General features: G+C 57.1%; 24 protein-coding genes. 10 read left to right on the forward strand and 14 right to left on the reverse strand.

All coding sequences use genetic code 11. From position 1 onward, the window contains the following. Positions 1-92 precede the first annotated feature (92 nt). The 6 genes from GHO25_RS00570 to GHO25_RS00590 all read left to right on the forward strand — a co-directional run bounded on the left by GHO25_RS00570 (position 93) and on the right by GHO25_RS00590 (position 4,784). Positions 93-1,865 carry a penicillin-binding protein activator gene (locus GHO25_RS00570; RefSeq protein WP_048367198.1) on the forward strand — a complete coding sequence of 591 codons (1,773 nt, stop codon included), beginning with the start codon at positions 93-95 and terminating at the stop codon, positions 1,863-1,865. Next, positions 1,865-2,227 carry a YraN family protein gene (locus GHO25_RS00575; protein WP_153389576.1) on the forward strand — a complete coding sequence of 121 codons (363 nt, stop codon included), beginning with the start codon at positions 1,865-1,867 and terminating at the stop codon, positions 2,225-2,227. Before GHO25_RS00570 ends, GHO25_RS00575 begins: the two co-directional genes overlap by 1 nt. 137 nt (positions 2,228-2,364) lie before the next feature. After that, positions 2,365-2,958 carry a phosphoheptose isomerase gene (locus GHO25_RS00580; protein ID WP_048367201.1) on the forward strand — a complete coding sequence of 198 codons (594 nt, stop codon included), beginning with the start codon at positions 2,365-2,367 and terminating at the stop codon, positions 2,956-2,958. Then, on the forward strand, positions 2,955-3,536 hold the full coding sequence (locus GHO25_RS00585; RefSeq protein ID WP_048367202.1) for a BON domain-containing protein: 582 nt from the start codon (positions 2,955-2,957) through the stop codon (positions 3,534-3,536). The genes GHO25_RS00580 and GHO25_RS00585 overlap by 4 nt, the downstream gene beginning before the upstream one ends. 99 nt (positions 3,537-3,635) lie before the next feature. After that, positions 3,636-3,932 carry an IS3 family transposase gene (locus tag GHO25_RS26795; protein WP_048369378.1) on the forward strand — a complete coding sequence of 99 codons (297 nt, stop codon included), beginning with the start codon at positions 3,636-3,638 and terminating at the stop codon, positions 3,930-3,932. Positions 3,933-4,034: 102 nt separating this feature from the next. Then, on the forward strand, positions 4,035-4,784 hold the full coding sequence (locus GHO25_RS00590) for an IS3 family transposase (RefSeq protein WP_372240909.1): 750 nt from the start codon (positions 4,035-4,037) through the stop codon (positions 4,782-4,784). A 101-nt stretch (positions 4,785-4,885) separates the two neighbouring features. On the opposite strand, the gene GHO25_RS00595 is transcribed toward GHO25_RS00590, so the two are convergent. The 7 genes from GHO25_RS00595 to rplM form a co-directional block, all read right to left on the reverse strand. Continuing rightward, positions 4,886-5,299 carry a ClpXP protease specificity-enhancing factor gene (locus GHO25_RS00595; protein WP_048367203.1) on the reverse strand — a complete coding sequence of 138 codons (414 nt, stop codon included), beginning with the start codon at positions 5,297-5,299 and terminating at the stop codon, positions 4,886-4,888. Between the two features lie 17 nt (positions 5,300-5,316). After that, positions 5,317-5,934: a glutathione S-transferase N-terminal domain-containing protein gene (locus GHO25_RS00600; protein ID WP_048389907.1), complete on the reverse strand. Its 618-nt coding sequence runs from the start codon at positions 5,932-5,934 to the stop codon at positions 5,317-5,319. A gap of 185 nt (positions 5,935-6,119) precedes the next feature. After that, entirely contained in the window at positions 6,120-6,899 is a 780-nt protein-coding gene (locus GHO25_RS00605) for a cytochrome c1 (protein WP_048367205.1), read from the reverse strand. After that, positions 6,899-8,110: a cytochrome bc complex cytochrome b subunit gene (locus GHO25_RS00610; RefSeq protein ID WP_048367207.1), complete on the reverse strand. Its 1,212-nt coding sequence runs from the start codon at positions 8,108-8,110 to the stop codon at positions 6,899-6,901. Before GHO25_RS00610 ends, GHO25_RS00605 begins: the two co-directional genes overlap by 1 nt. After that, positions 8,110-8,703, reverse strand: a complete 594-nt coding sequence (petA, locus tag GHO25_RS00615) for a ubiquinol-cytochrome c reductase iron-sulfur subunit (RefSeq protein ID WP_048389909.1) — start codon at positions 8,701-8,703, stop codon at positions 8,110-8,112. Before petA ends, GHO25_RS00610 begins: the two co-directional genes overlap by 1 nt. Before the next feature lie 255 nt (positions 8,704-8,958). Continuing rightward, positions 8,959-9,351, reverse strand: a complete 393-nt coding sequence (gene rpsI / locus GHO25_RS00620; RefSeq protein WP_048367211.1) for a 30S ribosomal protein S9 — start codon at positions 9,349-9,351, stop codon at positions 8,959-8,961. A gap of 14 nt (positions 9,352-9,365) precedes the next feature. Then, complete coding sequence (rplM, locus tag GHO25_RS00625; RefSeq protein ID WP_019408582.1) at positions 9,366-9,794, reverse strand: 50S ribosomal protein L13; 429 nt, start codon at positions 9,792-9,794, stop codon at positions 9,366-9,368. Positions 9,795-10,040: 246 nt separating this feature from the next. On the opposite strand from rplM, the gene GHO25_RS00630 reads away from it, so the two are divergent. Together GHO25_RS00630 and GHO25_RS00635 are read left to right on the forward strand one after the other, a co-directional pair. Further along, complete coding sequence (locus GHO25_RS00630; RefSeq protein WP_153335597.1) at positions 10,041-11,081, forward strand: NADP(H)-dependent aldo-keto reductase; 1,041 nt, start codon at positions 10,041-10,043, stop codon at positions 11,079-11,081. A gap of 273 nt (positions 11,082-11,354) precedes the next feature. Beyond that, a complete protein-coding gene (locus tag GHO25_RS00635; RefSeq protein WP_178109934.1) occupies positions 11,355-12,251 on the forward strand; it encodes a GlxA family transcriptional regulator in 897 nt (298 codons plus the stop codon). A gap of 84 nt (positions 12,252-12,335) precedes the next feature. Here the strand turns inward: GHO25_RS00635 and zapE are convergent, their stop codons facing one another. The 3 genes from zapE to GHO25_RS00650 form a co-directional block, all read right to left on the reverse strand. Then, on the reverse strand, positions 12,336-13,430 hold the full coding sequence (gene zapE, locus GHO25_RS00640; RefSeq protein WP_048389911.1) for a cell division protein ZapE: 1,095 nt from the start codon (positions 13,428-13,430) through the stop codon (positions 12,336-12,338). Between the two features lie 91 nt (positions 13,431-13,521). Then, on the reverse strand, positions 13,522-14,877 hold the full coding sequence (locus GHO25_RS00645) for a tryptophan--tRNA ligase (RefSeq protein WP_153389577.1): 1,356 nt from the start codon (positions 14,875-14,877) through the stop codon (positions 13,522-13,524). A 23-nt stretch (positions 14,878-14,900) separates the two neighbouring features. Further along, entirely contained in the window at positions 14,901-15,536 is a 636-nt protein-coding gene (locus GHO25_RS00650; protein ID WP_153389578.1) for an alpha/beta hydrolase, read from the reverse strand. Positions 15,537-15,675: 139 nt separating this feature from the next. Here GHO25_RS00650 and GHO25_RS00655 point away from each other — a divergent pair, with 139 nt between their 5' ends. Further along, positions 15,676-16,110, forward strand: coding sequence for a YhcB family protein (locus tag GHO25_RS00655; RefSeq protein ID WP_048367220.1), 435 nt, complete (start codon positions 15,676-15,678; stop codon positions 16,108-16,110). A 107-nt stretch (positions 16,111-16,217) separates the two neighbouring features. Here the strand turns inward: GHO25_RS00655 and GHO25_RS00660 are convergent, their stop codons facing one another. Then, on the reverse strand, positions 16,218-16,934 hold the full coding sequence (locus GHO25_RS00660) for an OmpA family protein (RefSeq protein WP_048367221.1): 717 nt from the start codon (positions 16,932-16,934) through the stop codon (positions 16,218-16,220). 113 nt (positions 16,935-17,047) lie between these two features. Further along, positions 17,048-17,692, reverse strand: coding sequence for an MBL fold metallo-hydrolase (locus tag GHO25_RS00665; RefSeq protein WP_153389579.1), 645 nt, complete (start codon positions 17,690-17,692; stop codon positions 17,048-17,050). Positions 17,693-17,898: 206 nt separating this feature from the next. On the opposite strand from GHO25_RS00665, the gene GHO25_RS00670 reads away from it, so the two are divergent. Further along, the gene (locus tag GHO25_RS00670; RefSeq protein WP_153389580.1) at positions 17,899-18,879 is read left to right on the forward strand and encodes an Abi family protein; all 981 of its coding nucleotides are present in this window, start codon (positions 17,899-17,901) and stop codon (positions 18,877-18,879) included. 127 nt (positions 18,880-19,006) lie between these two features. Here the strand turns inward: GHO25_RS00670 and GHO25_RS00675 are convergent, their stop codons facing one another. Beyond that, entirely contained in the window at positions 19,007-20,773 is a 1,767-nt protein-coding gene (locus GHO25_RS00675) for a DUF1302 domain-containing protein (RefSeq protein WP_153389581.1), read from the reverse strand. 181 nt (positions 20,774-20,954) lie between these two features. Further along, a complete protein-coding gene (locus tag GHO25_RS00680) occupies positions 20,955-21,584 on the reverse strand; it encodes a LysE family translocator (RefSeq protein ID WP_153389582.1) in 630 nt (209 codons plus the stop codon). Positions 21,585-21,630 lie beyond the last annotated feature (46 nt).

The following is a 21,630-nucleotide window of genomic DNA, read 5'->3' on the forward strand; positions in this document are numbered from 1 at the left end:
CTAAAGTGAAGCTTTATCACCAGTAAGATCGCGTCCCGGCCAGCGCTTGGGTACACTTCGCCACTCTTTTGTTCGAGTATCAGGAACACTACATGATCGCTTGCCTGCGGCTGTTCACTGCCCTCTGCCTCGCTGCCTTGCTGGCGGCCTGCGCCAGCTCGCCCTCGTCCAGCCTTGGCGAACTCCCACGAACGCCCGATGCCAGCCTTGAACAGCTGCTGCAAGAGGCCTCTGCGAGCAAGGACCCGGAAAAAGCAGCCCTGCTGCGCCTGTCTGCGACCGACCTTGCCATACGCCAACACAACAACCAGCGCGCCGCGCAAATTCTGGCGCAAGTGCCGCTGGATCAGCTCAAGCCAGCACAACAAGTGTTTGCCAGCACCCTGGCCGCTGAACTGGCGATGAGCCGCAATCAGCCCAAAGACGCGCTGGTCGCCCTGAACCACCCAAGCGTCTCGCGCCTCAACGAGATGCCGGCCGACCTGCAAATGCGCACCCACAAGGTTCGCGCCCAGGCACTGGAGGCTGACGGTCAAACCCTGGCCGCCGCGCGCGAGCGTGTTGCCATGAGCCAAAGCCTGACCGGCGAGGCCGCCAACAGCAACAACGAGGCCATCTGGGCACTGGTTGCCGCCTTGCCGGCTGACCAGTTGCGCACGCCCGAGCCTGGCGTACTGGGCGGCTGGATGTCTTTGGCGCTAGCGATCAAGAGCGCCAGCAGCCTGCAAGACCAGCAAAACGCCATCGATCAATGGCGCGCACAAAACCCGGCGCACCCGGCAGCCATTCAACTGCCAGCCACGCTGATCAAGCTCAAGGAACTGGCCAGCCAACCGCTGACCAAGATCGCCCTGCTGCTGCCTCAAGACGGCCAACTGGCCTCTGTCAGCAAGGCACTGCGCGACGGCTTCATGGCGGCCTACTATCAGGCACAGCAAGCCGGTCAAAACCCGCCGAGCGTTCAGTTCTATGACAGCTCGCGCCTGACCTCGCTGGATGACTTCTATCGCAAGGCCCAGGCCGATGGCGTGCAACTGGTGGTCGGCCCGCTGGAGAAATCCCTGGTCAAGCAACTGAACATGCACCAGCAACTGCCGATTACCACCCTGGCCCTGAACTACAGCGAAGGCGGCCAAGGCCCGGCGCAACTGTTCCAGTTTGGTCTGGCGGCTGAAGACGAAGCCCGTGAAGTGGCTCGCCGTGCCCATGCCGACGGCCTGACCCGCGCAGGCGCCATGGTGCCGCAAGGCGAATGGGGCGACCGCGTACTCAAAGCCTTCCGTCAGGAATGGGAAGCTAACGGCGGCACCATTGTGGGTGTCGAACACATCGACAAGCCGGTTGCCCTGGCACAACAGGTTGCCGACCTGGTGCAACTGCGTAACGCTGGCGGCTCTGGCCAGCCATCTCGCCGTCAGGACATGGAGTTCATCTTCCTGGCCGCAACACCGCAGCAAGCCCAACAGATCAAACCGACCCTGAACTACCAGTACGCCGGTGATATCCCGGTTTACGCCACCTCGCACGTCTTCAGTGCCAGCGGCGACCAGAACCAGTACAACGACATGAACGGCATCCGCTTTTGCGAAACCCCTTGGCTGCTCGACACCGCCAACCCACTGCGCCAGCAAGTAGCAGCGCAATGGCCACAAGCCGGTGGTAGCCTGGGCCGTCTGTATGCCATGGGCGTAGACGCTTTCGAACTGTCGTCGCGCCTGGGCCAGCTCAAGGCACTGCCTGAAAACCGTGTTGACGGCTTGTCCGGCAGCCTCAGCATGGACTCCAGCCAACACATTCAGCGTCAGTTGCCATGGGCCGAGTTCGCCAACGGGCAGATTCATCGCCTGCCTGACACACCTAACTGATGCCCGATCGCTCAAGCCAGCAAACAGGCAAAGATGCCGAGCGCACTGCGCTACGGCATCTTGAGCGACACGGTTTACGCTTGCTGGCGCAAAATTGGCTATGCAAGCGCGGCGAGCTGGATCTGGTCATGCTTGACGGCGATACAGTAGTATTCGTCGAAGTTCGTTACCGACAACATGCGCAATGGGGTGGCGCACTCGCCAGCGTTGATGCTCGCAAGCGTCAGAAGCTGATTATGGCCGCCCAGTACTTCTTGCAACGCGAATCACGCTGGGCCAACCACCCGTGCCGATTCGACGTGGTAGCCATGGATAGCGCAACACCTCACTTGAACTGGCTACGGAACGCCTTTGACAGCTAAAACGCTGCCGGGCCGATTTCAGCACCCTTTTTAAAACGATTTTGCTTTGCTTTGCGGGCTGCACATTTTTGTGCCGGGAAGTCACTCAGGAACACCTGAATCACGCCCGACCAGCCGCCCTAATTAAGGTCACATAGATGGACATGCAATCCCGGATTCGCCAGCTTTTTCAGGCCAGTATCGACACCAAGCAGCAGGCGATGGCGGTACTTGCTCCGCACATCGAGCTTGCCAGCCAAGTGATGGTCAACGCCCTGCTCAACGAAGGCAAAATGCTCTCGTGCGGCAACGGCGGTTCAGCCGGTGACGCCCAGCACTTCTCGTCCGAGCTGCTCAACCGCTTTGAGCGCGAGCGCCCAAGCTTGCCTGCCATTGCATTGACCACTGACAGCTCGACGATCACCTCGATCGCCAACGACTACACCTTCAATGAGGTTTTTTCCAAGCAGATCCGCGCCCTCGGCCAACCCGGCGACGTACTGCTGGCGATCTCCACGAGCGGCAACTCGGCCAACATTATTCAGGCTATTCAAGCGGCGCATGATCGCGAAATGATCGTAGTCGCCCTGACCGGCCGTGACGGCGGCGGCATGGCCTCGCTGCTGCTGCCTGAGGACGTGGAAATACGCGTTCCATCCACTGTCACTGCACGTATTCAAGAAGTCCACCTGCTGGCGATCCACTGCCTGTGCGATCTGATCGACAGCCAACTGTTTGGGAGTGAAGAATGACTTTTAAGCGCCTTAGCCTCGTGGCATTGACGCTGTGCCTCGGCCTGACCGCAGGTTGCAGCTCAGTACTGACCGCTACCCGTGACACGCCGATTGAAGACGACCGTGGCACCCGTACGTTCGGCAGCAAAATCGACGATTCGCTGATTGAAACCAAAGTGGCCGTCAACGTCGCCAAGGCCAACCCGGATCTGGATAACGGCTCGCACATCGTGGTCACCAGCTACAACGGTATCGTGCTGCTGGCTGGCCAGACCCCACGCGCCGACCTCAAGGCCCAGGCTGAACAAGCCGCTGCGGCCGTGCAGCGGGTCAAAAAGGTCAACAACGAACTGCAAGTCATGGCGCCCTCCTCGATCCTGGCGCGCAACAACGATGCCTGGTTGACCACCAAAATCAAAACCCAAATGCTGACTGACAACGCCATTCCGGGCTCGCGCATCAAAGTCGTGACCGAGAACGGCATTGTTTACATGCTCGGCCTGGTCACCCAGCAAGAAGCCGCTCGCGCTACCAACCTGGTGCAAGGCGTGTCCGGCGTGCAGAAGATCGTCAAACTCTTTGAGTACATCGACTGATGGGGTGTGTAGGAGCGAGCTTGCCTCGCGATCTTTGTGGTGGTCTAATTTCCCCGGACACCTCGATAGGTGGAAAATACATCTATCGAGGAACTCTCCATGACTAAAAAACGCAAAACATTCGATGACAGCTACAAGCTGGAAATCGTGAAGATGATCAAGGATCAAGGGCTGACCGTTCCACAGGTTTGTCGAGATCAGAATATCGGTGAAACAGCTGTACGACGCTGGGTGCAGCAACATGATGCCGAGCAATTGGGGCAGGCTGGGATTGGTAAGCCGTTGACGGCTGAGCAACAGCGCATCCGGCAGTTGGAGCAAGAAAACCGGCAGCTCAAGATGGATAATGACGTCTTAAAAAAGGCTACGGCCTTCTTTGCCCGCGAGCTGAAGTGACGTATCGACTGGTTCGGCAACTGCAACAGAAGGCTTATTCGGTGGCGTATCTTTGTCGTTTATTGAGCGTCAGTCGATCCGGTTTCTACGAAGCACAGAAGCGTGCTGAAGCGCCTGCTCAGAAGAGTTGTCCTGTCGTTGTGCAGCTCAAGGCCACGTTTGCGTAAGGTTTTGCAGGCCCAGGGCATCGAAGTGGGGCTTTATAAAATCCGCGGATTGATGCATTCAAATGGCTTGCGCTCGGCCTGGAAACGTAAATTTGTGCACACCACCGATAGCAAACATGATCTGCCGATTGCCGAGAATGTGTTGAACCGCCAGTTTGAGCCTGAGGCTGTGAACAAGGCCTGGGTGGCGGATATCACTTACATTAGAACTCGCAGCGGCTGGCTCTATCTGGCGGTGGTGCTGGACTTGTTCTCGCGCAAGGTAGTGGGATGGTCGATGGCCCCCAACATGCCAGCAGAATTGGTGTGCAGCGCAATGCAACTGGCTATCGCGCAGCGCCAACCACCACCGGGCCTGATCGCCCACTCGGATCGCGGCAGTCAATACGCCAGCGCGAGCTACAGAGCGCTGCTGGCTCGAAACGACATGCAGCAAAGCATGAGCCGTAAAGGTAATTGCTGGGATAACTCAGTGATGGAGCGCTTCTTCCTGAGCTTGAAGATGGAGCGAGTCTGGCGGCGCGATTATGCCAACCATGCTGAAGCGATACGCGACATCACTGAATACATCGTTGGGTTTTACAACAACGAGCGACTGCACTCAAAACTGGGATATCTGCCACCGACCGTTTACGAACGGGCGATGGAGTGGAAACAACCTATCGAGGTGTCCGGAATTAGTTGACCACTACACTTTTGATCCTGAAAGATCGCGAGGCGAGCTCGCTCCTACAGGATGGGACAGCGACCCATAAAAAAGGCGACCTCTGCAGGTCGCCTTTTTTGTTACTTCACCACTTTGAGGCTTGGCCGTCCGCTAGGGCGCGGCGGCTCGGGGTCTGGCGGCGAGCAGTCGTCGTCCGGCTCAATCTCGTCATCCTCGTCAAACGCCTCTTCAAGATCAAACATCATGCCCTGGCCGTTTTCCCGGGCGTAAATGCCCAGAATGGCAGCTGCCGGCACGTATAACGTGTGTGGCACACCTCCAAAACGCCCGTCAAAGCTGACCGCTTCGTTGTCCATGTGCAGGTTACGCACGGCGCTCGGGGATACGTTCAGGACAATCTGTCCGTCACTGGCAAAACCCTGCGGCACTTGCACCTTCGGGTAGTCCGATTTAACCAGCAAGTGCGGAGTGCAATCGTTGTCCACAATCCACTCATAGAGCGCACGCACCAGATAAGGTCGACTTGAATTCATCAAGGGCTCCTAAAGCCTTAGCGCATGTCGCGTTCGACACCAGACAAGCTTGCCTGGAAAGCCTCACGCGCAAACTGGCGCTCCATATAGTCAAGCAGCGGCTTGGCAGGCCGCGGCAACTCAATACCCAAAACAGGCAGGCGCCAGAGTATCGGTAATAGACAGCAGTCGACCAGACTTTGCTCGTCACTGAGGAAAAAAGGTTTGTCTGCAAATAATGCCGACACGCCCGTCAGGCTCTCGCGCAATTCTTTACGCGCCTGCACACGCGCCGGCTCTTTGGTGCGTGAGTCGAGGATCAAGTCGACCAGGTTGCACCAGTCACGCTGGATCCGGTGCATCAGCAGACGGCTGTTGGCCCGAGCTACCGGGTATACCGGCAACAACGGCGGATGCGGGTAACGCTCATCCAGGTATTCCATTACGACAGTCGATTCCCACAACGCCAGGTCGCGGTCGACCAGGGTTGGCAGGCTGCCATACGGGTTCACTTCGATCAGTTTTGGCGGATGACGACCCGCCACCACACTGATGATCTCGGCGCTGACACCTTTCTCGGCGAGCACAATGCGTACTCGGTGGGAATAGTGGTCGGCGGGGTCGGAGTAACAGGCCAACCGATTGGTCACGCCCATGGCGGTCCTCCTCGCTTGTTGAAATTATCAGGAGCGGAAAAACGAACGCGCCCAAGAAGTGCCTCCCATAACAGCAGAACCGCGAAAGCGGGCCATGGTGGCCCCGCTTTCGCCGTGTCCTGCACTGTTACCTTTTTAGAGACACCCTTGGGCGCGCACGATTAACAGCAATGCATGTAACGGTATCAGTGCACATCCTTCCAGTATTCGCGCTTGAGCAAATAAGCGAAGACGAAGAAGAAGGCCAGATAGAGCAGTACGTACGTACCGATGCGCTGATGCTCCAGCTTCACCGGGTTAGCCGAATAGGCCAGGAAGGTCACAAGGTTCTTGATCTTCTCGTCGAACTGCTCTTCAGTCAGCGTGCCGGTCTTGGGCAACACTGTCAGCTGGTCGCACGCTTCATGTGTCAAAGGCGTGCCGGTGAGCGGATCATACTGCTTCTTGCCGTCTTCGACGATCTGTACTTGCTTGCAACCGATAACTTGACGCCCTTGCAGCGGCGCAAGCACGTTCGGCATGCCCACATTCGGGAAGACCGTATTGTTCACACCCCAAGGGCGCGACGGGTCTTCATAGAACGAACGCAGGTAGCTGTAGAGCCAGTCTGTACCGCGCACGCGGGCCACCAGGGTCAAGTCGGGCGGCGCCGCGCCAAACCACGCCTTGGCGTCTTCAGGCTGCATGCCGATGTTCATGTGGTCACCAATTTTGGCGCCGGTGAACACCAGATTCTTGAGCATGACATCGTGGGGGATCCCCAGATCGTCAGCCACCCGCTCGTAACGCTGAAACTTGGCGCTGTGACAGCCCATGCAATAGTTGGCAAAGGTACGCGCGCCATCTTGCAACGCGGCCTTGTCAGAAACATCGATGTCGACCTTGTCCAGCTGCACGCCCTGTTCGGACGCAAAGGACAGCACCGGCATCATCGCGAGCATTAATACGGCAAATAACTTTTTCATCAGCCAGTCACCCTTTCCGGAACCGGTTTGGTCTTCTCAAGCCGGGTGTAGAACGGCATCAAAATGAAGTAGGCGAAGTACAGGAACGTACACACCTGCGACAACAACGTGCGCTCCGGGGTCGGCGACAACACACCCAACACACCCAGAATCACGAACGAGATGCAGAACACCCACAGCCAGATCTTGCTCATCCAGCCTTTGTAGCGCATGGATTTAACAGGGCTGCGGTCCAGCCAGGGCAACACAAAAAGCACCGCAATCGCAGCGCCCATGGCGATCACGCCCATGAGCTTGTCCGGGATAGCCCGCAAGATCGCGTAGAACGGCGTGAAGTACCAGACAGGGGCAATATGCTCCGGTGTCTTGAAGGCGTTAGCTTGCTCAAAGTTCGGCTTTTCGAGGAAGTAGCCGCCCATTTCAGGGAAGAAGAACACAATCGAACAGAAGATAAACAAGAACACCACAACGCCGACAATGTCTTTCACGGTGTAGTACGGATGGAATGGAATGCCGTCCAGCGGGATGCCGTTCTCGTCCTTGTACTTCTTGATATCAATGCCGTCAGGGTTGTTCGAGCCCACTTCGTGCAGCGCCAGAATGTGCAGCACCACCAACCCCAAAATCACGATGGGCAGCGCGACAACGTGCAGCGCGAAGAAGCGGTTCAGGGTAATGCCGGAGATCAGGTAGTCGCCGCGGATCCATTGCGTCAGGTCATTACCGATCACCGGGATCGCGCCAAACAGCGAGATGATCACCTGGGCGCCCCAGTAGGACATTTGCCCCCATGGCAGTAAATAGCCCATGAACGCTTCTGCCATCAGGGCCAGATAAATCATCATGCCGAACAACCAGACCAGCTCGCGCGGCTTCTGATAAGAGCCGTAGAGCAAGCCTCGGAACATGTGCAGATACACCACGATAAAGAACGCCGACGCACCGGTGGAGTGCAGCAGGCGCAGAATCGAGCCGTATTCGACGTCACGCATGATGTATTCGACCGAGGCAAACGCGTCCTCTGCCGTCGGCGTGTAACTCATGGTCAGCCACACGCCCGTGACGATCTGGTTGACCAGCACCAGCAAGGCGAGGGAGCCAAAGAAGTAGAGGAAATTGAAGTTCTTCGGTGCGTAGTACTTGCTGAGGTGGTCTTCCCACATTTTGGTGGCCGGGAAGCGAGCATCAATCCAATCCATGAACTTGCTCATTACGCGGTCTCCCCATCAAGGCCAACGACAATAACGTTGTCCGACTCATAGTAATAAGGCGGCACAGGCAGGTTTAGCGGGGCAGGCTGAGCCTTGTAGACGCGACCCGCCAGGTCATAGTGCGAACCGTGACACGGGCAGAAATACCCTCCCACCCAATCCTTGCCAAGGTCGGCAGGGGCCACTTCAGGACGGAAAGTAGGCGAGCAACCCAAGTGGGTGCAGATACCGATCAGCAGCAGGATTTCGGGCTTGATCGAGCGTAATTCGGGGTTTACGTAGGTCGGCTGATCTGACTGCTTGGAGTCTGGATCCGCAAGCCGATCATCAATTTTCTTCAGATTGGCCAGAATTTCTTCTGTTCGGCGGACGATGAACACTGGCTGACCACGCCATTCTGCAACCATTTGCTGGCCCGGCTCGACCTTGGCGATATTGACCTTTACCGGCGCACCAGCGGCCTTGGCCTTGGCACTGGGGAACCACGACCCCACGAACGGGACCGCCGCCCCCACCGCTCCTGCAGCACCCACCACGGATGTGGCTGCCACGAGGAAGCGACGCCGACCGACATTAACGTCGACTTTGCTCATTCCGTCCTCTCCCATCAGCTTTGCGGCCTGTTAAATCAGGCATCTAGTAAGTAGCAAACTAATCTTTATAAAAATTTTGCCGAATGGTAATGAAAAGACCCCACTAAAACAAGGTAATTACCGGGAGGGACAGGCTGCAGCCCTTGCAGCGCAGGCAGTTGGCGGATGTGGCACGTTGTCACAGCAACTTTTTGGCGCCCATAAAAAAAGCCCAGCTCCGTGAGGAGGCTGGGCTTTTTTGAACGAAGCTGCGAATTAACGCTTCGAGTACTGCGGACGCTTACGCGCTTTACGCAGACCGACTTTCTTACGTTCAACTTCACGAGCATCGCGAGTTACGTAGCCTGCTTTACGCAGAGCGCTACGCAGAGTCTCGTCGTAGTCCATCAGAGCGCGAGTGATACCGTGGCGGATTGCGCCAGCTTGACCACTTACACCGCCACCGAGAACGGTAACGTAGATGTCGAATTTCTCAACAGTCTCGGTCAGTTCCAGCGGCTGACGAACTACCATGCGGGCAGTTTCGCGGCCGAAGAAGTTTTCCAGGGAGCGGTTGTTGATGGAGATGTTGCCAGTACCCGGACGCAGGAAAACGCGTGCGGTTGCAGTCTTACGACGGCCAGTGCCGTAGTTTTGAGTCGCCGACATAATGAACTATTCCGTTAAAACTTCAGTTCTTGGGGCTGCTGAGCAGTATGAGGGTGAGCAGCGCCCGCATAGACTTTCAGCTTACGGTACATGTCGCGACCCAGTGGGTTTTTAGGCAGCATGCCTTTAACCGCGGTCTCGATCACGCGCTCAGGAGCTTTGGCGATCAGCTTTTCGAAGTTGATCGACTTAATCCCGCCCGGGAAACCGGAGTGAGAGTAGTACATCTTGTCAGAGGTCTTAGCACCAGTAACACGAATCTGCTCGGCATTGATAACAACGATGTAGTCACCGGTGTCAACGTGCGGAGTGAATTCAGGCTTGTGCTTACCACGCAGACGGCTCGCGATCTCGGTGGCCAGACGACCCAGGGTCTGACCAGCAGCGTCGACGACAAACCAGTCGCGCTTTACTGTTTCTGGTTTAGCAGTAAAAGTTTTCATTCTTTATAGCCTCAGGGGCCGCCCTGTAAATTAGACGGCGGATCTTACTGAATAGTGCGTACTTTGACAAGTCAAAGGCAGCCGGGTACAGACGCTATCGGGGGCTCGGGTCAGCGCGTCCGTTCAACGGCAAGATTCTTCGGCAGGCGGCGCATCACTTCCACTGCAGAAAGAGGTCGACGATTATCCAGATTGCGCAAAAAATTACAACCTGCTTTTATGATTCTTTCCCCGAAGGAGTGACCGATGGACTACCGCCAGCTAGGCCGCAGCAACCTCAACGTGAGTGCCATTGCCCTCGGCACCATGACCTGGGGTGAGCAAAACACCCAAGATGAAGCCTTTGAGCAAATCGAGTACGCGAAAAACGCCGGCATCAACTTCCTCGACACCGCCGAGATGTACCCGGTCCCGCCCAAAGCCGAGACCTACGCCACCACCGAGCGCTACATCGGCAACTGGTTCAAGGCCCGTGGCGACCGTGCCGACTGGGTACTGGCCAGCAAAATTGCCGGGCCGGGCAACACCATCGACTACATCCGTGATGGCAACCTGAAACACAACCGCGCCCACATCGTGCAAGCGCTGGACGCCAGCCTCAAGCGCCTGCAAACCGACTGGATCGACCTGTACCAGTTGCACTGGCCAGAGCGCAGCACCAACTTCTTCGGCCAACTGGGCTACACGCACAAGGCCGACGAAGACTTCACCCCGCTAGAAGACACCCTCGAAGCCCTCGACGAACAAGTCAAAGCCGGCAAAATCCGTCATATCGGCCTGTCCAACGAAACCCCATGGGCGACCATGAAGTTTCTGCAATTGGCCGAGAGCCGTGGCTGGCCACGCGCGGTGTCGATCCAGAATCCCTACAACCTGCTCAACCGCAGCTTTGAAGTGGGCCTCGCGGAAATCGCCATCCGCGAACAGTGCGGGCTGCTCGCCTACTCGCCGCTGGCGTTTGGCATGCTGACCGGCAAGTACAACGGCGGCGCCCGCCCGGCAAAAGGCCGCCTGAGCCTTTACAGCCGCTTCTCGCGCTATTCCAACCCGCAATCGGTTGCCGCCAGCGAGCGCTACGTCGCACTGGCTCGCGAACACGGGCTGGATCCGGCACAAATGGCCTTGGCGTATGTCACCCAACAACCGTTCGTGACCAGCAACATCATTGGCGCCACCACTCTGGAGCAACTGAAAAGCAACATCGCCAGTGCCGACCTGAAGCTCTCGGATGAAGTGCTCGCGGGCATTGAAGCCATCCACAAAGAGCAACCAAACCCGGCGCCTTGACCCTATCCCCCTGTAGGAGCGAGCTTGTCTCGCGATCTTTTGATCTTTAAAAGATCGCGAGGCAAGCTCGCCCCTACACAGCGGTTTAACTCCCCCTCCCCTAGACACACAGGAAAAAACATAAGACGATCCAGCCGTAAGTTGACCAATTTCACCTATAAGAATAATCAAACCATGTCTACTCAACTCTCCACGCCCTTGCGGCGCGTCAGCGTTTTGGCCACGGATCAGGTGTTCGCTTCTACCCTGATGCAAGCCAAGGATTTCTTTCACCTGGCCAGCCTGCGCCACGGTAAACAATTGGGCCAAGGCTTCAATGCCAGCTTTGAAACCCGTCTCGTCAGCCCCGACAGCCTGCCCGTAGGCAGTTTCAGCAATGTGTTGCTGCCCGTCGATGGCGGCCTGGATGACGCTGACATCATCATTCTCCCCGCCTTCTGGGGCGACTTTGACACCCTGTGCCAGCGCTACCCGCAGGTCATGCCATGGCTGCGCGAGCAACATGCACGCGGCGCCGTGTTGTGCGCAGCAGCCACCGGGGTGTTCTGGCTGGCAGAAGCCAGCTTGCTCGACGGTAAGGAAGCCACGACGTACTGGCGTTTTTTCAACACCTTCGCCGAACGCTTCCCACAGGTGCACCTCAATCAGGACAAGCACCTCACCGACGCCGACAACCTGTATTGCGCGGGCGGCCCTACCTCGGCCTGTGACCTGTACATCTACTTGATTGAGCGTTTCTGCGGCGCGAATATCGCCCAGGCCGTGGCCCGCGACATTCTGTATGAAGTGCAACGCAACTACTCACCGGGGCGCATTGGCTTCGGCGGGCAAAAGCTGCATCAAGACGTGATTATTTTGCAGATCCAGCACTGGCTCGAAGAGCACTTTGCCGACAAGTTTCGTTTCGAAGACGTGGCCCGTGAACACGGCATGAGCATCCGCAACTTCATGCGCCGCTTCCAGATCGCAACGGGGGACAAACCCCTGCATTACCTGCAGCGCTTGCGCATCGAAACCGCCAAGGGCTTGCTGTCTGCCACCCGCAAAAGCATCAAGACCATCAGCTACGACGTGGGCTACGACGACGCCAGCTTCTTTGCGAGGCTGTTTCGCCAGCACACCGAACTGTCGCCCAACCAATACCGGCAGCAGTTTCAGCAAGCGGCGTAATTTGGGCAGACAATCTGTAGGAGCGAGCTTGCTCGCGATCTTTTGATTTTTTAAAAGACCAAAAGATCGCGAAACAGCGCTCAACTAAGGCTTGTGGGCGCGTGTCAGGTATTCGTGGGATTGCATTTCGAGCAAGCGGCTCAGCGTACGCTGGAACTCGAAGCTCAAACGACCACCGGTGTAGAGGTCTTTTAGCTCGACTTCAGCCGAGATGATCAGCTTGACGCCACGGTCGTAGAACTCGTCGACCATGTTGATAAAACGACGCGCGATGTCGTCGGTTTTAACGTCCATTTGCTCAACACCGCTGAGGATCACGGCGTTGAAGATCTTGCCCAGTTCAATGTAGTCGTTCTGGCTACGCGGGCCATCGCACAGCTCGCGGAAATCAAACCAGGCCACATCATCACAGGTACGTAACGCACGAATGGTGCGGTTCTCGATGACCAGGTCATCGTTCTCGACCGCCCGAGTTGAGTTGTGCGTCAACGCTTTGAAGCTCTCGCGCAGGCACGCTTCTGAGGCGTCATTGAGCGGGAAGTGATACAGCTCGGCTTGCTCAAGATGGCGCAAGCGGTAATCGACACCGCTGTCGACGTTGACGATATCGGTGTTCTGCTTGATCAGCGCAATGGCCGGCAAGAAGCGGGCACGCTGCAGGCCGTCCTTGTACAGACCGTCCGGGACGATGTTGGAGGTCGCCACCAGGGTCACGCCGTTCTTGAACAGCTCTTCCATCAGGGTGCCGAGAATCATGGCGTCGGTAATGTCCGACACAAAGAATTCGTCAAAACAGATCACCCGCGCTTCATCGGCAAAGCGCTTGGCAATGATGGTCAGCGGGTTTTTCTCGCCATTGAGGGTGCGCATTTCTTCGTGCACACGCTTCATGAAGCGGTGAAAGTGCGTACGCACCTTCTGCTTGAACGGCAAGGCATCAAAGAACGTATCGACCAGGTAAGTCTTGCCCCGGCCCACACCGCCCCAAAAATACAGGCCTTTGACCGGCGTGATTTCTTTTTTGCCAAACAGCTTGCCCAGCAGGCCAGGCTTGCTCTGCGAAGACGCGACCAAGTCGTCATAGAGACGCTGCAGGTGACGCACAGCGTTTTCCTGCGCGGCATCGTGGAAGAAGTCCGGGCGTTTCAGATCAGCTTGATATCGTTCTAGAGGCGTCATAATTCGCTAGCTGGGCAACAAAAACGGGCCGACACTTTAGCGACGGCCCGGGGGAATGGCAATCAAACCTGGGACGAAACGTCGCAGTTTGTCAGTCTTGCGCAGGCACCAAGGCCAGGCGCAACGCTTCGATTGCCGCATCACGTGCTGCGTCATCGGCAAATGCCGGGCTGTCGGCAACACTCGCACCGTCCAGCCAAACGCTGAAACTCAAACCGTCAGCGCGTACATCCAGCGCTTCACCCGATTGCAATTGTTTGGTCACCTGCCCCGCCGTTTTACCATCGGCGAAGCTGCGCGACAGCAGCAATTGCTCGCCATCAGCGCTCAACAGACGGAAACGGAAGCTGCCGTCTTCATCGCGGAAGCTGACAAAGCGCGGGCCTTTGGCGGCCTTCTTTTTGCTTGCCGCCGTGGTTTGTGCAGCGTTCTCAAACGAACGCAGGCCCACGGCCTCGCGCAGCTCATCCAAAAACGGCGTTGCGATGGCACGGGCTTTTTGCGCACCAGCCTTAAGAATGTCTTCCATGTCTGCAGGGCGCGACATCAGGTCGTGATAACGCTCGCGCGCTTCGCCCAATTCAGCGTCCAGCAGCTTGAACAGACGGTCTTTCGCCTCACCCCAGCCCAAGCCCTGCAACAGCTCGCTACGGAACTCAGCCGACTGCTCAGGCGTCGAAAAAGCCTGATACAAGGTGAACAAGTGCGAGTTGTCCGGATCTTTGGCTTCGCCCGGCGCACGCGAGTCGGTCACGATCCGCGAGATCGCGCTTTTCATGTCTTTGGCGCTGGTGAACAGCGGAATGGTGTTGTCGTAGCTTTTCGACATCTTGCGACCGTCAAGGCCTGGCAAGGTCGCCACGCTTTCTTCAATCAATGCTTCAGGCATGGCGAAGAACTCTTTGCCATTGCCGAACAAGTGGTTGAAGCGCTGACCGATATCGCGGGCCATCTCAACGTGCTGGATCTGGTCACGACCCACCGGTACCTTGTGCGCGTTAAACATCAAGATGTCTGCGGCCATCAGAACCGGGTAGCTGTACAGGCCCATGGTAATGCCCGCATCCGGGTCTTCACCGTTTTCCAGGTTCTTGTCTACCGACGCTTTGTACGCATGCGCCCGGTTGAGCAGACCCTTGGCCGCCACGCAGGTCAGAAACCACGCCAGTTGCGGGATTTCCGGGATATCAGACTGGCGATAGAACGTCACACGCTCAACATCCAGACCGCCCGCCAGCCAGGTGGCTGCGATTTCCTGACGCGAACGCTGAATGCGCTGCGGGTCATCACATTTGATCAGGGCGTGATAGTCGGCCAAAAAGTAAAACGAGTCGGCGTTGCTGTCACGACTGGCAAGAATTGCCGGGCGGATGGCACCGGCATAATTGCCCAGGTGCGGCGTGCCGGTGGTGGTGATACCGGTGAGGATACGAGTACGAGTGGTCATGGGTAATCGCTTATCAGGCTGTATCAATTCAAAAGGCGTGGCGCTACCAACTCTTTGAGTTCGGGCAGCTTGCCGTGAAAAAAGTGTCCGCATTCTGCCACTTTCAGCAGCTCATGGGGGCGTGAGAGGTCTTTTGACCAGTCATAAACCAGTTGTGGATCAATCACTTCGTCGGTTTCAGGCTGGATAACCGTGATCGGGCACGTCTGTGGCAGCGCATCTTCATCACGCAAACGCATCACCGCAGGCGCGACCATAAACAGGCGTGCGAGCTTTTCGCCCTGCGCCTCCAGTCGTCCACCCAGGCTGGCGGCGACAAAACCACCGAATGAAAACCCCAGCAGGGTCAGCGGCAGATCCGGGTATTGAGCACGCAACCAACGGGCAGCCGCCAACGCATCGTCGACTTCGCCAGTGCCCATGTCGTGGCTCCCGCCACTGGCCCCGGTGCCACGGTAATTAAATCGCAACGTAACAAGACCCGCATCGCGCGCAGTGCGCTGCAGGGTCGAGACCACTTTATTCATCATCGTCCCACCCTGCACCGGGTTGGGATGGCACAGCAGCGCGAGGCCGCGCGGCTCAGCAGAATCGAGGTATAAAGCTTCCAATTGGCCAACCGGGCCATCAATCACTACGGGGGTTTCGCGGGTAAGCAAGAAGGAACTCCGTGACCTCAAAGTGGGTCGACACGTCTAGCTGATAGATTCTGTCTGGCATATTTGCGAGTGCATCGCGGTATACAGCGCAGGTCCGAGCCGTTAACGTAAAGCAAAGCCGTTTATAGAGGAAGGACTCGTGGAAAGCTCGCTCTTAATTTGGTTGTTGCCGACCCTGGCTCTGGTTGCCGGTGTCGTCATTGGTTTTCTGGTCGCTCGTCTGCTGCCGAACGCCGCGCCTAATCGCACGCAGCGTCAGCTGGACGATATCCAGGAACGTTTTGATAACTATCAGGGTGAGGTCGTTACCCACTTCAACACCACTGCCAATCTGGTGAAGAAACTCACCCAGAGCTACCAGGAAGTACAAGATCACCTCGCCGAGGGCGCCAACAGCTTGGCCCTGGACGAGCAAACACGCCAACGTCTGCTGGCTGCCCTGCACTCTGAAGCCCCACAACCGCACCGCGAGCGCCTGACCCCGCCGCACAGTTCCGAGCCGCCAAAGGACTACGCGCCAAAAAGCCCGAACGCCCCCGGCATGCTCGATGAGCACTACGGCCTGAAGAAGTAATTACCCGGCCAGACGCTCAACAAAAAGCCCCGCGATCAGCAATGATCGCGGGGCTTTTTTAGTGGGCACTGGAGTCACTCCCAAGGGTTGTGACTCCACCTTCCACGTTACGGGTACTGTTGAACCTGACCCTGCTGCTGGTAGTTCATGCCCGGGATCGGCATCAGCGTAATTTGAACACGGCGGTTCTGAGCACGACCGTCCGGGGTGGCGTTGCTGGCAATCGGATCTGCCGGGCCTTTACCGATCACCGACAGGTACTGACCGCTCACGCCCTGCGACGTCAAATACGTTGCAACGCTTTGCGCACGCTGTTGCGACAACTGCTGGTTGAAAGCGTTGTTACCGGTGCTGTCGGTGTAGCCCACGATCTGGATCTGCTGCTGGTTGTTCAACTGCTTCAGCGAATTGGCGAGGCTGTTAAGCGGCTGATAGAAGCTTGGCGCAATGTTCGCAGAGCTGGTGGCAAACGTGATGTTGCCCGGCATCACCAGGGTAATGTTGTCGCCTTGGCGCTGCACTTCAACGCCGGTGTTGGCCATGCTGGCGCGCAGTGCGGCTTCTTGCTTGTCAGCGTAATAGCCGTAGCCCGCAGCCCCCAGGCCCGCGACCGCAGCGCCAATCAATGCGCCCTTGCCACGGTTGTTGTGGTCAATGGCAGCACCGGCAACAGCACCGGCCAAGGCACCCAGACCACCGTACTTGGCGGTATTGCTCATGCCCGACGAGGCCTGGCCCTGATTGTCGTAAGGGTTAGGGGAGGCGCAGCCGGCCAACAAGGCAATCGCACTTGCAGCCACAATCAAACGACGCGAAATAAACATGGTGAAGCTCCTACTTAATCTTTCTGGGTCAAAGGCCGCTGGCAGTAGACCTCTGTGGTGCGTTGGAACACGACCAACGGTAAAAATTCCATTACATCTTGTTTAAGCACTGTTTAAGCGCGAACAAACGGGTTCTCCCGCATTTCGTCGCCAAGGCGAGTATCCGGACCATGCCCGGCGACCACAGTGGCATCCTCATCCAGCGTATACAGCCGCTGCTTGATCGAACGCACGATAGTGGCCTGATCACCGCCCCATAAGTCTGTGCGCCCGACGCCGCGACGAAACAGCGTATCGCCCGCGATCAACAGCTTAGACTCAGAAAACCAAAAACTCATGGACCCAGGCGTATGCCCCGGCGTGTGCAGCGCAACACCGCAGCCACAGGCCAGCTCTTCGTCATCGGCCAACCAGCGATCGGGGGGCGGCACCGGCGTATACGGCACGCCAAACAAACCGCATTGCATCTCCAGGTTGTCCCACAAAAACTGGTCTTCCTTGTGCAAATGCAGCGTCGCCCCGGTTTTCTCCTTGAGCTGACCCGATGCCAAAAAGTGATCCAGATGCGCATGCGTATGGATGATGCTCACCACCTGCAAACCCAGCTTCTCCAGCCGCGCCAGAATCAACTCATGGTCACCGCCCGGATCCACCACAATGGCTTTTTTAGTGACCGGATCACCGATGATCGTGCAGTTGCACTGCAACGGACCGACGGGGAAGGTTTCGCGGATGAGGGTGGGTTTTGCTGGATTCATCAGTGTTCCTGTAAAAGCTTGATCTAAAAATAGAGGTGATAAGAATTGCAAAATCGGGCATTTCTCGTGCGGATGCTCAAAATGCTTGAAGCACACGGCCACTGTTAACAAACCATTTCATATCGTAGCCGAACCAGATCAGCCAGCAGCTCTTTGCTAAGCCCCCAATCCAACGGCTTAAACCCTTGTAAAAAGGCAATCGCGTAATGGCTTACAACAGACCCTGGAAGTCCTTCTCAGATCAACTTCAGCAGTTGAAAGATCGCGGCATGGTTGTGACCGATGATGTCGCCGCACTCAACTACCTGGAGCGTATCGGATATTACCGCCTGACCGCTTACTGGTATTCCTTCAGGCAGTTTCAGGTGGCGCAAGACCCCGTCACTAAACAACTCAGCACGGTGCGTACCGATCAATTTGAAACCAAGACTCAGTTTGTAGATGCCGTGGAGCTGTACCTCTTCGATAAAAAACTGCGCCTTCTGGTAATGGACGCTCTGGAGCGCATTGAGATTGGTCTTCGCGTCGATATCGCTTACCTGTTAGGTCAACGCAATACCTTCGCACACCTGGATGCGACAGCATTACACCCCACATTTGCCGGCAAGGTAGACAAACGCAGTGGCAAAACCACTTTCGACATCTGGCAGGATAAATACAAAGGGTTGCTGGATCGCTCCAAGGAAGATTTCGTCAAACATTACCGCGAAAAACACGGCCCACATTTACCTCTGTGGGTCGCCGTAGAGATATGGGACTTTGGCGCCATTTCACAGTTACTGGCCATGATGAAAGTCGCGGATCAGCAGCAGATTGCCAGTAAATATGGGGTCAACGATTGGAAGGTCTTCAAAAGCTGGGTTCGCTCTCTCAGCTACCTGCGCAATCTGTCCGCCCACCATAGCCGTTTGTGGAACCGCAACATGACGGATCAACCCGGCCTCCCAACCCACAAAGGAGACATTGACTGGTGCGATGACTTCATAGGTAAAGCTGACCTTATCGCCAGGCCTTTCTTGCTGCTCAGCATTGCCAGACACATGATCAAAGTGGTTTGTCCGCGTACTGAATGGCACCTGCGTGTGCAGCAACATTTACAGCAGTTTCCGCTGCAACATTCAAATCGCAAGCTGTCCATTGCGGACATGGGGCCCCCGGCCGGGTGGGAAGGGTGGTGGATCAAATAGATCCAGGCCGAAAAATAAAAAACCCCCGCGTAAGCTCAATTAAGCGCAAAGAGGCGGGGGCCGTGTTGGGGCCAATACTAGAGGCCATATTCGAATTGATCAAGAACTTGCTAAACCGCAGGCGCGCTCAAAACTTTAGCCCCACGCTCAACGCCACAAAGTCGCGGTCGCTGAGGGTGTTGTAACGCCCGCCAAAGAAGTTGGTATACGACAGGCTGCTCAAGTAGGTGTTTTCGTATTCGGCATCGATGCCCAGGCTGATGGCCTTGCGGCCTTCGTTGAAGGTGTTGTCCGGGCCCGGTGAGTAGCCGCTGACGTCATGGGACCAGCCCAGGTTGGGTTTCAGGTCGAGGCCGGGCAAGACTTTGTTGTAGTCCCACACCGCACGGGCACGATAGCCCCAGGCATTGGCCGTGGTAAAGCCGTCGTGGCCGTCAGAACCAAACACCGGGTCACGCCCGTAGCGCGCCTGTGCACTGCCTTCCAGCCCGCCGACGTGGATCACTCCGACCTCGCCGGTCAGCGTCAGCCGATCAGCACCCATGGCGTTGTCGAAGATGTGCCGCAAAGAGGTCTGGAACTGGCTGATCTCTTTGCGCCGATATCCCTGGTTATCAGCACCCGGCGTTACGCTCAGGGGGGACGCATCGGCAAGGCCGGGCAACAGGGTCACGTTGGCGTACAGCAGGTCGTTGCTGTTGAGTTGTACTGGCGCGTTGGGGCGGTAGCTCAGCTCGCCTTTCCAGACCGTGCCTGTGGATAACGTGGTGTTGAAGCTCAATCCATACAGGCGAATGTCTTCGGGGTATTCAACGTAGTAGCTGGCGTTGCCGGCCACTATCATTGGCGCCAGGCCGCCCGTACCAGAGGCAGTGTTGTACACCGATTGCGACGCCGCACGACCACTGAGGATCGGGTCACGGCTGTGGTAGTTCATAAAGAACGCACCAAAATCGGTGTCCAGAGGCTCAAACACGTAGTGCAGGGCCAGGCCAAATTGCCCGCTGTTGCGCGCATCACGATCAGCCCCGCGACGCACCAGCACGCCCTCCTCGTTCACCTCGACTCCCGCCGAGGTCAGCGCGGCAAGGTCGGCGACATTCAGTGCAGAGCGCTTGCTCATCACCCGGTAATTGCCGCTGCAGCCATCGGCCATCACGTCAGATTGCGAGAAGAACGTCCCGCAGTTATCGGCTTCGGACTGTTCCCAGTCGAGCTGGTAAAAGGCTTGGGCAGACAGGTTGTCGGTCAGGTTTTGCGAAACGTAGAACAGGTTGACCGGGACCAGGCCATCTTTGAAAGCGCTGCCGGGGCGTCGATAAGCGGAAACGTCCGTGGGGTTAATCGCATTGATCCCACCGCCGATAAACTCACCTTCGCCCCAACTGACCACTTGTTTGCCTACACGCACCGACCCCGGCTGATCGCCTATCGCGTAGTTGTGATAGACGTAGGCGTCCAGCAGTTGCGTGCCGGCCGACTGCGCCGACGCCCGGCGACCGCTGTCACTGATGGGTTTGAAGGGGCGACTGTCGTCTTGCAGCTCAAAGTCGTACCAATACTTGCCGCGCACATAGAGGCCGCTGTCGCCGACCTTCAGTTCCAGGCCGTGAATGCCGGTGAAAATTTTCGAAAAGGTTTCGCCGCGTTTGAAATTGAGACGGCCATCGTCAGAGATTTCAGAGTGACCTTTACCGCCATTGTTGGCGCCGATGAATTTGCTGTCGGCCTTGGCGGTGGACCAACTGGCGCCGATGGACAGTTCGGAGTCCAACTGGCCTTCGACTTCGCCAATGTTAAAGCTCACGCCCCAAGCGGGCCCGGCGAGCACCGAGGCGAGGCTGACTGCCAAGGGCAGTTTGGCTCGGCACCAGAACCGGCTGACTGAGGGCATTGATACTTCTCCGTGCGCACGCTGCAATAAGCCCGCAAGGATGAAGGAAAACCAGAATTTGACAAGATCATCTACCAACCAAGCCTCTGTAGGAGCAGCCGGTCGACGCTCGATTGCCTCGCGATCTTTTGATAGCTGAAAAGATCGCGAGGCAAGCTCGCTCCTACAGACGGTGGTGCGGTCAATGCATCTCGGTGAAGGCCAGTTTCACACCCAATGCGACCAGTACCGCGCCCATGGTGCGGTCAAACCAGTGGCCCATACGGGCAAAACCGGTACGCACGCGCTGATGGCTGAACAACATCGCCACCATGCAGAACCACACGCCCGTCGCCACCGCCAGGTACAAGCCGTAACCGGCCTGGATCGCCAGCGGTGTGTGCGGGTTGATCACAACGGTGAACAGCGACAGAAAAAACAACGTCGCCTTGGGGTTCAGCCCGTTAGTCACAAAGCCCGAAGTAAAGGCGCCGCGCGCGGTGCGCTCGCCCACCGGCAATGCCGCAGCAACAGCGGCAGGGTCCGCAGGCTTGGCGCGCAGGGCCTTGAAGCCGATGTACAGCAAGTACGCTGCGGCCAACCACTTGAGCGCGTTAAACAGCACAATCGACTGCGACACAATGATCCCGATACCCAGCAACGAATACCCCACATGCAGGAAAATCGCCGAACCCACGCCCAGCGCGGTAAACATCCCCGCACGTCGACCGTGGGTCACGCTTTCACGCACGACCACAGCAAAATCCGGCCCCGGGCTGGCCACAGCCAACAAGTGAATCAAGGCGACAGTCAAAAATTCTGTCCAATACATGCACGGCTCCATTACAAATTGTTTCTTCTGTTAGGCTCGACACCTT

It is taken from the genome of Pseudomonas sp. FSL R10-1350, assembly GCF_009600525.1.
GTDB classification, from domain to species: Bacteria; Pseudomonadota; Gammaproteobacteria; order Pseudomonadales; family Pseudomonadaceae; genus Aquipseudomonas; species Aquipseudomonas helleri.

Excerpts from the sequence above, each read along its gene's own strand:
- GHO25_RS00570 (WP_048367198.1), top strand. The coding sequence starts at position 93 with ATGATCGCTTGCCTGCGGCTGTTCACTGCCCTCTGCCTCGCTGCCTTG.
- GHO25_RS00575 (WP_153389576.1), top strand. The coding sequence starts at position 1,865 with ATGCCCGATCGCTCAAGCCAGCAAACAGGCAAAGATGCCGAGCGCACT.
- GHO25_RS00580 (WP_048367201.1), top strand. The coding sequence starts at position 2,365 with ATGGACATGCAATCCCGGATTCGCCAGCTTTTTCAGGCCAGTATCGAC.
- GHO25_RS00585 (WP_048367202.1), top strand. The coding sequence starts at position 2,955 with ATGACTTTTAAGCGCCTTAGCCTCGTGGCATTGACGCTGTGCCTCGGC.
- GHO25_RS26795 (WP_048369378.1), top strand. The coding sequence starts at position 3,636 with ATGACTAAAAAACGCAAAACATTCGATGACAGCTACAAGCTGGAAATC.
- GHO25_RS00595 (WP_048367203.1), bottom strand. The coding sequence starts at position 5,299 with ATGAATTCAAGTCGACCTTATCTGGTGCGTGCGCTCTATGAGTGGATT.
- GHO25_RS00600 (WP_048389907.1), bottom strand. The coding sequence starts at position 5,934 with ATGGGCGTGACCAATCGGTTGGCCTGTTACTCCGACCCCGCCGACCAC.
- GHO25_RS00605 (WP_048367205.1), bottom strand. The coding sequence starts at position 6,899 with ATGAAAAAGTTATTTGCCGTATTAATGCTCGCGATGATGCCGGTGCTG.
- GHO25_RS00610 (WP_048367207.1), bottom strand. The coding sequence starts at position 8,110 with ATGAGCAAGTTCATGGATTGGATTGATGCTCGCTTCCCGGCCACCAAA.
- petA (WP_048389909.1), bottom strand. The coding sequence starts at position 8,703 with ATGAGCAAAGTCGACGTTAATGTCGGTCGGCGTCGCTTCCTCGTGGCA.
- rpsI (WP_048367211.1), bottom strand. The coding sequence starts at position 9,351 with ATGTCGGCGACTCAAAACTACGGCACTGGCCGTCGTAAGACTGCAACC.
- rplM (WP_019408582.1), bottom strand. The coding sequence starts at position 9,794 with ATGAAAACTTTTACTGCTAAACCAGAAACAGTAAAGCGCGACTGGTTT.
- GHO25_RS00630 (WP_153335597.1), top strand. The coding sequence starts at position 10,041 with ATGGACTACCGCCAGCTAGGCCGCAGCAACCTCAACGTGAGTGCCATT.
- zapE (WP_048389911.1), bottom strand. The coding sequence starts at position 13,430 with ATGACGCCTCTAGAACGATATCAAGCTGATCTGAAACGCCCGGACTTC.
- GHO25_RS00645 (WP_153389577.1), bottom strand. The coding sequence starts at position 14,877 with ATGACCACTCGTACTCGTATCCTCACCGGTATCACCACCACCGGCACG.
- GHO25_RS00660 (WP_048367221.1), bottom strand. The coding sequence starts at position 16,934 with ATGTTTATTTCGCGTCGTTTGATTGTGGCTGCAAGTGCGATTGCCTTG.
- GHO25_RS00665 (WP_153389579.1), bottom strand. The coding sequence starts at position 17,692 with ATGAATCCAGCAAAACCCACCCTCATCCGCGAAACCTTCCCCGTCGGT.
- GHO25_RS00670 (WP_153389580.1), top strand. The coding sequence starts at position 17,899 with ATGGCTTACAACAGACCCTGGAAGTCCTTCTCAGATCAACTTCAGCAG.
- GHO25_RS00675 (WP_153389581.1), bottom strand. The coding sequence starts at position 20,773 with ATGCCCTCAGTCAGCCGGTTCTGGTGCCGAGCCAAACTGCCCTTGGCA.
- GHO25_RS00680 (WP_153389582.1), bottom strand. The coding sequence starts at position 21,584 with ATGTATTGGACAGAATTTTTGACTGTCGCCTTGATTCACTTGTTGGCT.